The sequence below is a fragment of the Micromonospora pisi genome (assembly GCF_003633685.1).
Lineage (GTDB): Bacteria > Actinomycetota > Actinomycetes > Mycobacteriales > Micromonosporaceae > Micromonospora_G > Micromonospora_G pisi.
Genome location: NZ_RBKT01000001.1, coordinates 893,567 through 908,147 on the forward strand (window position 1 = coordinate 893,567; position 14,581 = coordinate 908,147).

Here is a 14,581-nt window from a genome sequence, read left to right on the forward strand (position 1 = left end):
CGGACAACGCCGGGCTCTTGCGTCGCACTCTCCGAAAGTGAGCGCTAACATACGTCACACATATTACGTCCACCCTCTCGTACATTCAAGTGAGTCAATTGCCGACCGCGATCAGATGCACCGCGCATCGGATTACCCGCGGGCGTCACCCGGGCCGGGTTCACTGCCAGACGGTGAGCCCCCCACGACCACGGACTCCTGGCCCTCCTGCCGGCCCTCCTCCCGAGCGCGGGCGAGCAGCCCGAGCAGCCGCCGCCGGCGGTGCCGGGCTGCGGCACGCAGGCCGAGGAGCAGCGCGGCGAAGAGGATCAGCAAGGCGAGCTGGGCCCACGGTAGAACCCAGGTGGTGACGCTGGCGGACACCTGCCGGAGCTCGGCGTCGGTCTGGTCATCGCCGAGCAGGGTCGGAGTCGTGGAGACGGTCGTTCGTAGGCGTCCCAGGGCCCAGACGCCGTCAGCGCGTATTTCGACGTCCCGACTGCCGCCCGGGAGAAGCTCCTCGACGTCACCGGTGGCGTCGTGGCTGGTCAGACCGAAAAGGTCGGAGACCGCCACCCGACCCCTTCCGGCGACCCAGACGTTGCCGTCGTTCGTCACGGTGTAGCGGACCCGAACCGTGCCACCGGCGAAGGGATTCCAGGACGGGGTGTACCTGGCGGTGAGAGCCTGGACAGGCAGAGCTGCCTGGACGGTGCCGCTGACCCGCACCATGACCCGGAACCCCACCCGGCTCTCGACATTGACCGTACCTCCGGTGCTGGTGACGGTCGCGGCGATGCCGGCCGGATGGTCGCCCGGCGTGGCGCCCTGGGGCACGGTGATCGTGAACGGCACCACCTTCGTCTCGTTGGCGCCGACGGTGACCTTCTCCTGCACATCGATCCAGGTGCCACCGTCCACCGAGGCACGGTCGGACGGCAGCATGTTGAAGCGGCCCTTGTCGGTGAGGTAGCCGTCGGCGGCCTTCAGTGAGAAGGCGACGGCGGCGCGGCTGAAGTTCCGTACCGCCAGGTGTTCGGTCACGACCTGCCCCGGGTCGAGATTGGCGTTGATCCACCGGCGCTCGTCCGGCCCGCTCGGGTTGGCCGGCTGGACCGTCCAGGTCAGGTTCCCCGGATCGGGCTCCGCCGCCGCGGCAGCCGGCGTGGCTGCACCGACGAGGGCCACGACGACGAGGACGGTGAACGCCCGGCGCAGCGGGGTGACGGTCATGACGACAGCCCTTCGGCACGGGGCTTGGCGGGGGGCCTGGTCCAGGCCCCCCGCCAAGCCGCTACTCGAACAGTGAGAGCGTGAGCGTGGAGCTGTACTCGCCGGCGGCGACCTCGACCGGGGTCCGCAGGTACAGGTCGGCGTTGACGGAGTACGAGTCGCTGGCCACGGCCTCGGAGTCGAAGGTCGAGACCAGCAGTTCCTGGTCGACCAGGCCGACGTTGTTGCCGGGCAGGGTCTCCTCGTCGAGGACGGTCACGACCTCCTCGCCCTCGGTAACCAGGCCGGTCTCCCCGCCGTCGAGCATGCGCGGCTTCCAGCCGAAGTGGTCGGCGGTGATCGGCGCCTGGCCGGAGCTGCCGTCGAAGTCGGTCGCGCTCCCGAGCACGGCCCAGCCGGCACCGTCGGGCACCTCGTCGGCAATCCGGGTGTCGGTGACCGTTACGGTCGGCAGGGTACCGACGAACTGGCGAACCAGCAGCGTCGAGCCGTCCTCGGCCAGCGCGACGGCGTCGCCGGCGATCGACAGGGCGAGCACGCCCGGTTCCCTGATCTCGTTGATGTCGACCGTCACCCGAACGCTGGCGTCATCGCCCGGCTCAGCCATGGCCGGCGACGGCGACACCGTCGTCCCGGCGAGAACGGCGCCGACGGCACAGGCCGCGAACAGGTGCCGTCGTTGACGTGTGTTCATGTGGTCTCCGTTGTCGTCAGTGGTTGGCGGGGGATGTGGTTGGCGGGGTTATCCGCCGCAGGTGGTGGCAGGGTGCGGCGCGGTGTGCACGGTCGTCACGTCCCTGCCGTCGATCACACCGGTGACCCGAACCGTCGCCACACCGGCCACGACCGACGCGGCGCGCGTGTTGAACGACTGGTAGACGTTCCCACCCGGCGCCACCGCCGCGAACGACCGCTCGCCGTACGGAGTCTCCAGGCTGATCCCGACCGGCGCGTCATGGTCGTTGCGCGCCTGCACAGCCACGTACGCCCTGCCAGCCAGGCACCGCACCAGAGCGGTGACCGTTGCCGGCAGCTCCGGCTGGCCGGTGGCTGCCTGGAAGGACCAGGAGTCGATCTCGAAGAGGTCCGCCCCTGCCGGGCCGGTGTAGGTGAAGTAGACGTCGTGCACGCCGTTGACGCCCTCAAGTTCGGCGGTCACCTCGGCCCATCCCGCGCCCGGCGTACCGGCCGGAATCGTGGCGACCACGGGACCGGTGAGGTCGTCCAGCCGTACCTCGATCTGTGCATCGGCGGCGAGCGCCCGGACCTTCGCCGTCACGCTTCGGACGCCGTTGTCGCCGAAGTCCACCGATGACAGCGCGGTCCAGTCGCCATTGTCGATGTCACGTACCACCAGGTTCGGCGCGGCGGCACCGAACTGCGGGGAGCCGCCGTCGACCTTCGCGGTAGCGACGCCCTTGCTCCAGCCGAAGGTCTCGGCCTCGAAGACGCGGTACGGGTCGAAGTTCCTGACCTGCTGTACGCCCGCGTAGGTGCCGACGACCTGCTGGATCGTGCCGTCCGGGTTGAAGGTCAGCTGCTGGATGTGTGGACTGCGGTACCCCTGGGTGGTGTTCCCGGTGATGCGCTTGTTCAGCGTCGGGCCGTGGTACGTGAAGTAGTGTTTGCCCTCGAACTCGAAGACCGACTGGTGGTTGTTGCCACCGGTGCCGGCGCCGAAGAACTGGGACTGGTTCGGGAACAACACGCCCGCGTAGGTCTCCTTCGGCCACGACGTCGGATCGTCGGAGATCATGTAGCCGATCTGACCGCCACCGGGGTAGCCGGGAAGCGGGGTCTGAGGGCCGCCGAAGTCGTTTCCTCCGAAGTGCGAGGAGTACGAGAAGTAGTACTTGCCCTCGCGCTTGAAAACGTGGCCCGCCTCGAAGGCGACCGGGGCGTCGACCACCGCGGCGGATCCCTCGGTTGAGACCATGTCATCGCCGAGCCCGATCACCCTAAGGTTCTTCGGGTTGTTGAAGCGTTCGGCCGGCGGCATGCTCGTCGACGCGGGACCGCCACCGAAGTAGAGATAGGGCTCGCCGTCGTCATCGACGAATGGCGCCGGATCGAACTTCCACGCGACATCCTCAGCACCAGGGGTGCTGCCGTTGATCAGCGTGCTCGTACGCTCGCTGGTCCACGGACCGACCGGCGAACCACCCGTGATCACATTGCTGGAGCCGCCGCCGTTGGCGTAGTAGAGGAAGAACTTCTCCTCGCCGTTGACGACCTTCTTCGTCATGCCGGGGGCCCAGGAGTTCCCGGTGAACGGCGCCACCCCGTTCGGACCCGCGACCTGGATCTCGCCGTGATCCGTCCAGTTCACGAGGTCCTCCGAGGAGATCACCGTGATCTGGTTGATGTCGCCGTAGTTGATACCCGGCGAGATGCCCGTGACGGGATCGGGAGCATAGCCCTGGGTGTCATTGGTCATGTACATGTACACCCGGCCGTCGTGCACAAAACCGAATCCGTCGGCACCGAACTTGTGCCCGATCAACGGGTTGTGCTCGCCTGGCAGCTTGCCGACGACCTCGATGGTTTTCGATGGTGCCGCAGGCGGCGCGGCCCCTACCACCGATACGTCGTCGAGCTGGAAGTCCATCAGGTGCAGGTTCGGGTCCGAGGACGGGTTGCTCGTCCACGGCGTCTCGAAAAACAGCCGCGCGGTCGACACGTTCTGCCCTGCCGGGATCGTGAACGTTCCGTTGAACTGGGCCCACTGGCCCTTCGTCGCCACCACACTGACGAGGTTGGTGTAGGTGGCGGCGCCATAGTGCATCGTGGCGAAGAACTGCTTCGTCGCGGGCCCGCTCGGGTTCTCGTACCTGATGCGGGCCGTCAGGGCGTAGGTCTGCCCCGCCTGCGCCTTCCCGCTGAGGTCCTGCATCGGGCCGGATCCGGTCGTCGCCCGACTGGCTACGAGTACGGCGCTCGATCCGGAGTAGGCGTCCGGCGTCGACGACAGCACGGCGCTGTCGGAGGCGTTTCCGTTGTTGACGAACCAGTTGGCCAGGCCCTCCTCGAACCCGCCGTTGACGATGAGATTCGTGTCGGCGGCCTGGACGGGCGCTGCCCTGGCGACGAACCCTGCGGCCAGCATCAGGCCGACCGCCGCGATCGCCGCGACCCGTCCTCGGGCCGTCCGTCGCATGCGCTGTTCCACGAGACATCCTCCTTCATCTCTGACTGGACTCACGGGTGTAGGGGGCGGGCGGGGAGCGTTTACGGACAGACCGGAGGTCGGGGCGGCGGCGCCGCCGGTTCGAAGGCAGCCGGCAGCCTGGGACAGGTCCGCCGCCCTGGGCCGCCTGGGCTTCGGTCACCGGCGTGGCCGATGAGCCGAGGACTCGTGGCTGTCATCCGCCGCAGGTGGTGGCAGGGTGCGGCGCGGTGTGCACGGTCGTCACGTCCCTGCCGTCGATCACACCGGTGACCCGAACCGTCGCCACACCGGCCACGACCGACGCGGCGCGCGTGTTGAACGACTGGTAGACGTTCCCACCCGGCGCCACCGCCGCGAACGACCGCTCGCCGTACGGAGTCTCCAGGCTGATCCCGACCGGCGCGTCATGGTCGTTGCGCGCCTGCACAGCCACGTACGCCCTGCCACCCAGGCACCGCACCAGAGCGGTGACCGTGACGGGCAACGCCGCGAGCACGCCGAGCCGGGCCAGCTCGTAGCTGAGCGCCCGCTCCGGCGCGTCGATCTGGTTCTGGGTGCCGAAGCGTCCGGCTCGCGCCGACTTCGCCGCGGCGAGAGCGGACTGCGCAGCGGCCCAGGCATCCGCCGGGTAGTGGCGGCCGTCGAGCGTCCCCGCGTACGCGATGGCCGCGTCGAGGTCGCTGGTGTCGAGCGGTCGGCCCTGTGCGGTCAGCGTGTCGCTGAGCAGGTAGTGGTCGAAGTCGACCCGCCCACCGGTCTCCTGCGTCGCGTAGTTGAACAGACCGACGCGGTGACCCATGAAGTGCGCGAGGCTGCCGTCCAGGGTCTGCGGTCCGACCCGGCCGCCCAGTTGGCTCCAGCTCAGCCCGTCGAGGCTGTAGTGGAACGTCGTCCACAGCTGGCCTACCGGTGAGGCGAAGTCGAGATCGGCCTTCAGGTGCACCTCGGTCGCGTCACCCAGCGGCACCGTCGTGCCCGGCACGAAGTTCTCCAGCGTGGCCTGGTCGAGGTCGACCGCGAACGGCTGCCCCCGGTTGACGACGCCCAGCGTGTTCACTCCGCCGACCCGCTTGACCGCCACGTACGAGAACCCGCGGTTGTAGGCCGCCAGGCCGGCGACGTCCCCGTTCTTCATCCCGGAGATGTCCATCCGGGTCTCGACCGACTGCCGCGGCCCGAACGTCCGCTGCGACAGCGTGTTGCGCGCCTCCTCGAACCAGGCCAGCTCGGCCCGGTTGGACAGCTTCGTGTAGATGTACTCCCCGGTGACCACCTTGCCGGCCGTCAACCGCAGCCATCCGTCCCGGTCGGTGAGCGACCAGTATCGGTTGTCCGGGGCATGGTTCCACTCCCACGCCAGGTCCAGCCGCGATCCGTTGGGCGCGATCTCCCCCTCCGTCGGGTGTTCGGTCGTCACCGGCTGCCCGACGATCGAGACGTCGTCGATGAGGTATTCCACGCTCGACGACGGCGGCTGCGGGTTCGCCCACGGTGTCTCGACCGCGAACTTGACCGAGGCGAGGTTCGCCGTGGCCGGTACGGTGTACCGCCCGGTCACCGTCGTCCACTGCCCGGCCGGCACGGTTCCGAACGCCATCACCTGGACGCCGGAGCCCCAGTCCGCGGTGAGGTTGAACCGCACCGTATCCGGGCCTGAGGCGTACCTGATTTTCGCCGACACGGCGTAGGTCACACCGTGCTGCAGCTTTCCGCTGAGGGTCTGGTTCGGACCGGACCCGTTGAGCGTCCGGTTGCTCACCCGCAGCGCCGCCGCCCCGCTGGCCGGATCGGCCCGGTCCAGGCTGACCGTCGCACCGAACTGCGCGGCCCACGGCGCGACGTCCGTCCCGGATTCGAACCCGGAATTGGACAGCAGCTCGACACCGATGAGCGACTCATCCACGTCGGGCTGATCCGGAATTGTCCACGCCTCGTCCCGGAACGCCTTGTACGGCGCGTCGTTGGCAAAGTCGTCTGAGACGACGATGCTCTTCTGCCGCTCGAACACTTCCTCCTGCGGGCTGAGTCGGATCGGCTTTTCGAACACACCGTTGACCGGCACGACACCGTTGGTGCCGAAGGTCGGCCACCCGTCCTGCCAGGTCGCGGGGATGAACGCCGGAATCCGCCCGATCGGGAACGTGTCGCGGAAGAACATGCCGTGCCAGTCGGTCCCGCCGCCCTCGCCGGCGACGGGCACCAGGCTGCCCTGCGCGAAGCCGTTCGAGTTGAGCACTCCGCGCGCCTCGTAGGTGTTCGCACCGCCCGCCGAGCTGTAGCGGCCGAGCAGGTCCCGCGAGCGGAACATGACGACCTGGCGCCCCTGCCCGGACGGCCAGGTGATGATGACCGCGTAGTACCAGCCGTCGATGTGGTAAACCTGGGCGCCCTCGAACAGGCCGCCGATGAACGGCTGCCCGGCGTAGTTGCTCGCGGTGAAGATGTTCGGGTAGTCCTGCTCGATGGCCGTCAGGTCGGAGTTGAGGCGCACGGCGCTCGTACCGCCCGATCCGTAGAAGATGTACGGCGTGCCGTCGATGTCGAAGAAGAGCGACGGGTCGTGCAGGCCGCGGCCGAGGGCGGTGCGCTGCCAGGCGCCGTTCTCGATGTCGTCGGTGCGGTAGAGATACGCCCCACCGAGGTTGTTCGTGTTGAAGGCGACGTAGAACATGCCGTCGTGAAATCGCAGCGACGACGCCCACTGGCCCTGGCCGTACGAGTTCTGGCCGTTCCGCAGCGAGAACGCGTCCCCGATACTCGCCCGGTCGAACACGTAGTTGACGATCTCCCAGTTCACCAGGTCGTAGGACCTCATGATCGGGGCACCCGGACTCAGGTGCATCGTCGTGCTGATCATGTAGTAGACGTCCCGACCCTCGTCGTTCTCGGCGGCCGGGACGCGCTCCACGCTGATGTCAGGCACATCGGCGTTGAGCAGCGGCACCGAGTACGTCCCGGCGCCGGTGTCGGTCGACGTGTAGGACGATCGAGACGACCACTCCTCCGCGTCATGCGCCGCCGCAGCCGGCGCATTCACAAAACCGGCGCCGCCGAGCACGACGATCGTTGTTAGCGTGCGCAACGAGCCGGGCCGACGGGAACGCCTTGCGGATCCCCGCCGTCCGACCGCGTGGACGACAAGCTGGAGGATCCCATTCAGGCTGGTCAGCATGGACCTGGAGGAGGGGCTATGGGCGCACGAACGGATCAACCCGGGCAAGCTGAACTCCAAACGCATGAGCGACCTGAAGGCCATCGTGTTATCGCTAACATCGGCGCCGACAAAGGTGTCATCGGCGCGCCGTTCTCGGTATCGGGGCGGTCGGGACAGCTGAGGTCCTCATCAGGCCCCGATCGCGATCGCGAAGATGTGCATGGTCGGCACGCCGGCGGCAGGACCCGCGCTGATGTTGGGCAACTCGACCCGGGCCACTGCCTTGTTCTGCAACGCCACACCCACGTAGTAGACGCAGGCTGCCGTGTTCGCGCGCTGGTTGCCGGGCCGGTTCTGGTATGCGGTCACGATGGCCGCGGTGCCACCGGCATGTGGCCCGCCGTACCAGTCGGGCGTGCTGAGCGTGAACGTCTGGCGGGTGCCGTCGGCGTAGACCACGGCGGCGGTTCCCGACACGGCCCCATAGGTGCCGGTCGCAAGGAAGCCGAGCGTACGTCCGGTGCCGGTCACGCTGATGGGCTGCCCCGAGGCGGTGGCGTTGTCGGCAACGCCCGGGCTGACGTTGGGCCAGCGGAAGTTCACCCCGTTGCGGCTCACCGTGCTGCCCGGGATGACACCCACCTGGGCCAGGGCCTGCGCGGAGAGGCTGGCTCCGTTGCCGTCGAAATTTCCGGCACCGGTGCTGGTGTCGTTGGTGATGCCGGCGTTGCTGAAGCTCTGCTCCAGGGTCGGCGCGGTGGTCCCAGTGCTGGTGGCCCGGTAGGTGCGTCCGGCCTGCACGGTGAGTTCGATGAGGTCGGTCTCGAGCCGGGTGGTCCGGGCCGGCGTACCGTCGGTGGTGTCGACGACGGTGTGGTTGACCGCGAAGAGCCGGCCGCGCAGCCGAACGGTGCCCGCGCGGTCCGGCCGGACAAGAACCTCGCTGGCCTGCCCGCTGCTCCACGTGATGCCGACGGTGTGTCCGCCCCGGGCACGCAGACCGGCCACCCGCCCACCGGGCCAGGCCGCCGGCAGCGCCGGCAGGATGTGCAGTTCACCCGCGTGGCTCTGCAGCAGTGTCTCGGCGATACCGGCGGTGGCGCCGAAATTGCCGTCGATCTGGAACGGCGGGTGCAGGTCAAACATGTTCGGCGCGAGCCGGGCGGGCGAGGCGAGGTAGCGGATCAGGTCGTGGGCACGATTGCCCTCCTCCATCCGTGCCCAGAAGTTGATTTTCCAGGCGAGCGACCAGCCGGTCCCGTCGTCGCCCCGGAGTTCGAGCGTCCGTCGCGCGGCCTCGTACAACTGCGGAGTGCCGCGCTTGGTGATCTGGTTGCTGGGCGCCAGCCCGTAGAGGTGCGAGATGTGCCGGTGGGTCCGCTCCGGCTCCACCCAGTCGTACAGCCACTCCTGGATGTTGCCGCGCGAACCGATCTTCATCGGCGCGAGCCGTCCCCGGGTGGCCCGGACCTGAGCCCGGAAGGTCGCGTCCACGTTGAGGATCTCGCTCGCCCGGGCGCAACCGTCGAAAAGGTCCCGCAGGATCTGGTTGTCCATCGTGGGGCCGGCGCACACGCTGGCGTCCGCATGGTGGCCGATCTCCGGTGAGTTCGACGGGTTGGTCACCAGATAGCCGAGGGTCGGCTCGGTCACCAGGGTGTCGAGGAAGAACTGCGCGGCACCCTTCATCGCCGGGTAGTTCGCCCGCAGGAACTCGACGTCGCCGTTGAACAGGTAGTGCTCCCAGATCATGGTTGCCAGCCAGGCGCCACCGGTCTGCCACATGCCCCAGAACGCGCCGTCGACAACGGAAGTGGCCCGCCAGGCGTCGGTGTTGTGATGGGTGACCCAGCCACCCGCGCCGTACTGCACCTGTGCGGTGCGGGCGCCGCTGACCGAGAGATCCCTGATCATGTCGAACACCGGACCGTGGCACTCCGCCAGGTTGGTCGTGTTCGCCGGCCAGTAGTTCATCGGCAGGTTGGCGTTGATCGTGTACTTCGAGTCCCACGCCGGGGTCAGCGAGTCATTCCAGATGCCCTGGAGGTTCGCCGGCTGGCTGCCGGGACGGGAGGAGGAAATCAGCAGGTACCGGCCGAACTGGAAGAGCAGCGCGGAAAACTGTGGATCGTTGACGCTGTTGTGTTGGGCGATCCGGACGTCGGTTGGCTGGTCCGCGGCGGCGGTACGGCCGAGGTCGAGGCTCACCCGCGCGAAGAGCGCCTGGTAGTCAGCCAGGTGCCGGGCGCGCAACTGGTCATAGCTGCTGGCTCGCGCGGCGGTGAGGTGCCGCCGCGCGATGCCCTGGTAGTCGCCACCGACGTTGCGGTAGTTGACGTAGCTGGAGCCGATCGATACCAACACGGTCACGCTGTTGGCGTTGGTGACCCGCAGGGTGCCGCCGGAGCTGGTCACGGTGCCACCACTGACACTCGCGTTGGCCAGGGCGAGGAATCGGACCCCGCCGGTGACGCCCTCCTGGTTGCCGGAGATTCCGTCGAGGGCGATCGTGGCGCCGTCCGGGCTGGACTGTGTCGTCCGCTGCGGACTGTCGAACGTGGCGGCGAAGGTGATCGAGCCGGTCCGGTCCGCGGTCAGCCGCATCGCGATCACCTGGTCAGGCGCGCTGACGAACACCTCACGGTGGTACCGCACACCGTTCATCACGTACGTCACGGAGGTGGTGGCGGTGGTGAGGTCGAGCTGCCGGTCGTACTGCGACGCCCCGCCCGAGGTGGGGAAGGTCAGCCGGAGGTTGCCAACGAGCTGGTAGGCCAACTGCCCGACCGGGTTGCCGAGCATGTTCTGGTTGATCAGGTCCTGGGCCTGGGTCCACTGGTTGGCGAAGACCAGTCGCCGAACCTCGGCCAGCGCCCCCAAGCCTCGGGGATTGCTGGGGTCATGCGGTCCGCCGGCCCATACGGTGTCCTCGTTGAGCTGCAGTCGTTCCGTGTCGACGTTGCCGAACACCATGGCGCCGAGCCGGCCGTTGCCGATCGGCAGCGCGCGTAACCAGTCGGAGCCGGCGGCCTCGTCGTACCAGAGCGCCAGATCGCCGGCGGCCAGCACCTGTGGTGGTGCGGCCGAGTCTGCTCGGGCCACGGCGGTCCAGGGAACCGGCAGCAGGGCACCGCTCACGCCGGCCGCACCGATCTTGAGGGCCTGTCGTCGAGTCAGGTCTGACATCAATCCTCCGATCGGTGACCGGCTCGGCCAACTCACAAGCGTGGAAATCTCTGCAGGCTCACGTGTGTGATCTGCTCGGCGGCGCCAACCTCGGCTTCGCCGACACGTTCACCGACTACCCCTATGACGTCAGACATCTGATGTGTTTCGCGAAGGTTACTCCGGCGCGTCGAAATGGGCAATGGTCTATCTTTCGTGGGCTCCACGAGCCGTCCGCGCCCTGATGGCGGCAAACTCCAGGCACAGCACCCAGCCAACGGGCACCGGTCAGGGCTCTCGTGGCCGACGGGAGGCGCACGGCCAGCGGGCCGGATCGGGCCCGAGATGCAGCTCGCGGGCCCGCCCGGATCCACACATCAGATGTACGGTGGCGGTGTGCACGGAGCGGTGGCGACCGGGCACTCGCCACGTGGTCAGCGGTCGGGGGTTCCTTCACGCACCGGCGCGGTAAGTGATGCCCGTGCCTGCTCCAGACGGCGGGTTCCATCGTGACGGCGCTCGACCCGCCGCTCCGAGGAGGCGTGGATGGCACTGACCGACGACACGATCGCGAAGATCCGCAGCATGATCCAGAGCGGCGAGCTGCCGCCGGGCGCGCGGCTGCCACCGGAGCCGCAACTAGCCGCGCAGATGGGGCTGTCGCGCAGCGGGGTTCGGGAAGCGGTGAAGGTGCTCGAGTCGACCCGGGTGCTCGAGGTGCGACGCGGCGACGGCACGTACGTCACCAGCCTCGCCCCCAGGCTGCTGCTCGAGGGCCTGGGGGTCGCGGTGGAACTGCTGCGCGACGACACCCTGCTGGAGGTCATGGAGGTACGCCGGATGCTGGAGCCGGTGGCGACCGGCCTGGCGGCGCTGCGGATGACCGATGCCGAGCTCGACGAACTCAGTCGGATTCTGGAGGACATGCGGGCGGCGGCCGACGACGCCGAGAAGCTGATCCAGTTCGACACCGCCTTCCATCACACCGTCATCGCGACCACTGGCAACGAGACTCTCACCTCGCTACTGGACGGGCTGTCCAGCCGTACGCTGCGGGCCCGGGTGTGGCGTGGACTGATAGAGGGCAACGCGGCACACAAGACGATCGACGAGCACCACGCGATCTACCTCGCGCTGCGCTCGCGCGACCAACTGCTCGCTCACGCCAGTGCGCTGATGCACGTCAACACCTCCGAGGCGTGGGTGCGTACGGTGCTCGCCGCGAAGGCGGCGGACTAGCGTTTTCCGCTCGGCAGCCCGACCCATCACCTCGACCTGCCGCCGGGCCGTCCGCGCATCGATCCGGCGTCAGAGATAGTTGTCAATGTTCTGGTCGACCGATGACTGCCCCATCACGTGCGCGAGCAGGGCGAATCTGACCTCGCGGGCTGCGGTCGGTACGGGCACCCATCGCCGCGATCCCGTCGAGACGGGTTGCCAACGTAATCGTTTCGTTCGATACTCGAAACGCTTCCGGAGCCGGACAGCAGCGAGGGCCACGGGCAGCCCCCGGTCGATCCACCCGGCCAGACAGGCCGCCGCATCGATCGATGCCGAAATCATCGATGCCAACGTCGCCGAACCACATGCGACGGCACCGCGTCGACGACCACACGCCGACATCGCCGACCCCGGCGTCAGCTGAACACATCCTCGGGGGATCATCTCGGCCGCGAATGTTAGCGCTAACACTTGCCCGACAGGGAGGTTTGTCAATGAAAGGACGGGTTCGGCTACTACCGATTCTCACTATCTCCGCCGCCGCCAGAGGGAGAACCATGGTTACATCGGGTGACGCTCCACAGCTCGCGCCCCCGACGCCACGGAGGCGATGGTTCTCGAGGGCCGCCGTCGCCGTGATGGTGCTCGCGGCCAGCACGGCCGTCGTGGTCAACGTGACGCCCGCCGCCGCGGCCACCGTCGACACGAGCGCCTGGTACGTGCTGGTCAACCGCAACAGTGGCAAGGCGCTCGACCTGTACAACCTGGCCACCAACGACGGAGCGCGGATCACTCAGTGGACCCGCGGCGACGGAGCCTGGCAGCAGTGGCAGTTCGTCGACTCGGGCGGCGGCTACTACCGGCTGAAATCCCGGCACTCCGGCAAGGTGCTCGACGTCCAGAACTGGTCCACCACCGACGGCGGGCCGATCGCGCAGTGGACTGACAACAACACCGCCAACCAGCAGTTCCGCCTCGCTGACTCCACCAGCGGCTACGTCCGACTGATCAACCGCAACAGCAACAAAGCCGTCGAGGTACAGAACGCCTCCACCGCCGACGGCGCCAACATCGTCCAATACACCGACTGGGGCGGCAACAACCAGCAATGGCAGCTCGTCCGCATCGACGGCGGGACCACGCCGCCGCCCACCAGCGACCCGTACACCAACCCGGTCGTCTGGCAGGACTTCGCTGATGTCGACATCATCCGGGTCGACAACACCTACTACATGTCGGCGTCGACCATGCACTACTCGCCGGGCGCGCCGGTCCTGCGCTCGTACGACCTGGTGAACTGGGAGTTCGCCGGGCACTCCGTGCCCCGGCTGGACTTCGGCAGCAAGTACGACATGAGTGGTGGACGTGCCTATGTGGATGGCATCTGGGCGTCGACCCTGAACTACCGCAGGAGCAACAACACGTTCTACTGGGCCGGATGTGTCGACTTCAACCAGACCCATATCTACACCGCGACCTCGGTCGAAAGCTCCTGGAACCGGCTGACCACGATCAACAACTGCTACTACGACGCCGGGATGCTCATCGACGACAACGACACGATGTACATCGCGTACGGCAACAGCACGATCAGCGTCGCCCAGCTCTCCGCCGACGGGCGCAGTCAGGTTCGCGCCCAGCAGGTGTTCACCACCCCGTCCAGCGTCGGAACCCTCGAAGGGGCCAGGTTCTACAAGCGCGGCGGCAGCTACTACATCTGGCTGACCCGACCGGCCAACGGCCAGTACGTCCTGAAGGCGAGCAACCCCTTCGGGCCGTACGAGATGCGGCAGGTGCTGCTGAACATGCCGGGCCCGATCTCCGGCGGAGGGGTTCCCCATCAGGGTGGGCTGGTGCAGACCCAGAACGGCGACTGGTACTACATGGCGTTCGTCGACGCGTACCCGGGTGGTCGGATGCCGGCCCTGGCACCGATCACCTGGACCAGCGACGGCTGGCCCACGGTGCAGACCGTCAACGGTGGCTGGGGCGTCAACTACCCCAGGCCCAACCTGCCCGCTCCCCCGCGTGCGGTCAGGCCGCTGACCGGCACCGACACCTTCGCCGGCACCACCCTCGGCCCGCAGTGGGAGTGGAACCACAACCCGGACAACTCTAGGTGGTCGGTCAACAACGGCCTGCGTCTGCAAACCGCGACCGTTACCAACGACCTGTACGGCGCCCGTAACACCCTCACCCACCGGATCCAGGGACCGAGTTCCACGGCGACCATCGAGCTGGACTACTCGACGATGCGCGACGGGGACCGCAGCGGGCTGGCCATGCTCCGCGACTCCTCGGCCTGGATCGGCGTCAAACGTGACAACGGCAGCACCAGGGTCGTGATGACGAACGGCCTGACGATGAACAGCAACTGGGACAGCACCGGCACCGGCACCGAGGCCGCCAGCGCCAACGTCACCGGCGGCCGGGTGTGGCTACGGGCCAACGCCGACATCCGCCCCGGATCCGGCAGACAGGCCCGCTTCTCCTACAGCACCGATGGCGTCAACTTCACCGCCCTCGGCCCCGGCTTCACCCTCAACAACGCCTGGCAGTTCTTCATGGGCTACCGGTTCGGAATCTTCAATTTCGCCAGTCAGGCCCTCGGCGGCCAGGTGACCGTACGGCGATTCGAGCTGACCACCCCGTGACCGCCT

At 67.9% G+C, this 14,581-nt stretch carries 10 protein-coding genes; 4 read left to right on the forward strand and 6 right to left on the reverse strand.

Annotation, left to right across the window (positions count from 1 at the left end):
* Positions 1 to 132 precede the first annotated feature (132 nt).
* The 4 genes from BDK92_RS03580 to BDK92_RS03595 form a co-directional block, all read right to left on the reverse strand.
* The gene (locus tag BDK92_RS03580; protein ID WP_121154555.1) at positions 133 to 1,212 is read right to left on the reverse strand and encodes a COG1470 family protein; all 1,080 of its coding nucleotides are present in this window, start codon (positions 1,210 to 1,212) and stop codon (positions 133 to 135) included.
* Positions 1,213 to 1,273: 61 nt separating this feature from the next.
* Positions 1,274 to 1,906: a hypothetical protein gene (locus BDK92_RS03585; protein ID WP_121154557.1), complete on the reverse strand. Its 633-nt coding sequence runs from the start codon at positions 1,904 to 1,906 to the stop codon at positions 1,274 to 1,276.
* A 48-nt stretch (positions 1,907 to 1,954) separates the two neighbouring features.
* Positions 1,955 to 4,381, reverse strand: a complete 2,427-nt coding sequence (locus BDK92_RS03590; RefSeq protein WP_121154559.1) for a family 43 glycosylhydrolase — start codon at positions 4,379 to 4,381, stop codon at positions 1,955 to 1,957.
* 193 nt (positions 4,382 to 4,574) lie between these two features.
* The gene (locus BDK92_RS03595) at positions 4,575 to 7,463 is read right to left on the reverse strand and encodes a family 43 glycosylhydrolase (protein WP_246016772.1); all 2,889 of its coding nucleotides are present in this window, start codon (positions 7,461 to 7,463) and stop codon (positions 4,575 to 4,577) included.
* A gap of 88 nt (positions 7,464 to 7,551) precedes the next feature.
* Here BDK92_RS03595 and BDK92_RS38760 point away from each other — a divergent pair, with 88 nt between their 5' ends.
* The gene (locus BDK92_RS38760; RefSeq protein ID WP_170208470.1) at positions 7,552 to 7,716 is read left to right on the forward strand and encodes a hypothetical protein; all 165 of its coding nucleotides are present in this window, start codon (positions 7,552 to 7,554) and stop codon (positions 7,714 to 7,716) included.
* 8 nt (positions 7,717 to 7,724) lie between these two features.
* Here BDK92_RS38760 and BDK92_RS03600 read toward each other — a convergent pair whose 3' ends face one another.
* Positions 7,725 to 10,721, reverse strand: a complete 2,997-nt coding sequence (locus BDK92_RS03600) for a glycoside hydrolase family 95 protein (RefSeq protein WP_121154563.1) — start codon at positions 10,719 to 10,721, stop codon at positions 7,725 to 7,727.
* 14 nt (positions 10,722 to 10,735) lie between these two features.
* Between BDK92_RS03600 and BDK92_RS38305 the strand changes: the two genes are divergently transcribed.
* A complete protein-coding gene (locus BDK92_RS38305) occupies positions 10,736 to 10,945 on the forward strand; it encodes a hypothetical protein (RefSeq protein ID WP_147456893.1) in 210 nt (69 codons plus the stop codon).
* A 301-nt stretch (positions 10,946 to 11,246) separates the two neighbouring features.
* Positions 11,247 to 11,939, forward strand: coding sequence for a FadR/GntR family transcriptional regulator (locus BDK92_RS03605; RefSeq protein WP_121154565.1), 693 nt, complete (start codon positions 11,247 to 11,249; stop codon positions 11,937 to 11,939).
* Between the two features lie 69 nt (positions 11,940 to 12,008).
* Here the strand turns inward: BDK92_RS03605 and BDK92_RS38310 are convergent, their stop codons facing one another.
* Complete coding sequence (locus tag BDK92_RS38310; RefSeq protein ID WP_147456894.1) at positions 12,009 to 12,263, reverse strand: hypothetical protein; 255 nt, start codon at positions 12,261 to 12,263, stop codon at positions 12,009 to 12,011.
* Between the two features lie 215 nt (positions 12,264 to 12,478).
* Here BDK92_RS38310 and BDK92_RS03610 point away from each other — a divergent pair, with 215 nt between their 5' ends.
* Entirely contained in the window at positions 12,479 to 14,575 is a 2,097-nt protein-coding gene (locus BDK92_RS03610; protein ID WP_121154567.1) for a family 43 glycosylhydrolase, read from the forward strand.
* Positions 14,576 to 14,581 lie beyond the last annotated feature (6 nt).

What these genes read in the sequence shown, in the direction of transcription:
- BDK92_RS03580 (WP_121154555.1), bottom strand. Translation starts at nt 1,212, where the DNA reads ATGACCGTCACCCCGCTGCGCCGGGCGTTCACCGTCCTCGTCGTCGTG.
- BDK92_RS03585 (WP_121154557.1), bottom strand. Translation starts at nt 1,906, where the DNA reads ATGAACACACGTCAACGACGGCACCTGTTCGCGGCCTGTGCCGTCGGC.
- BDK92_RS38760 (WP_170208470.1), top strand. Translation starts at nt 7,552, where the DNA reads ATGGACCTGGAGGAGGGGCTATGGGCGCACGAACGGATCAACCCGGGC.
- BDK92_RS03600 (WP_121154563.1), bottom strand. Translation starts at nt 10,721, where the DNA reads ATGTCAGACCTGACTCGACGACAGGCCCTCAAGATCGGTGCGGCCGGC.
- BDK92_RS03605 (WP_121154565.1), top strand. Translation starts at nt 11,247, where the DNA reads ATGGCACTGACCGACGACACGATCGCGAAGATCCGCAGCATGATCCAG.
- BDK92_RS38310 (WP_147456894.1), bottom strand. Translation starts at nt 12,263, where the DNA reads ATGATTTCGGCATCGATCGATGCGGCGGCCTGTCTGGCCGGGTGGATC.
- BDK92_RS03610 (WP_121154567.1), top strand. Translation starts at nt 12,479, where the DNA reads ATGGTTACATCGGGTGACGCTCCACAGCTCGCGCCCCCGACGCCACGG.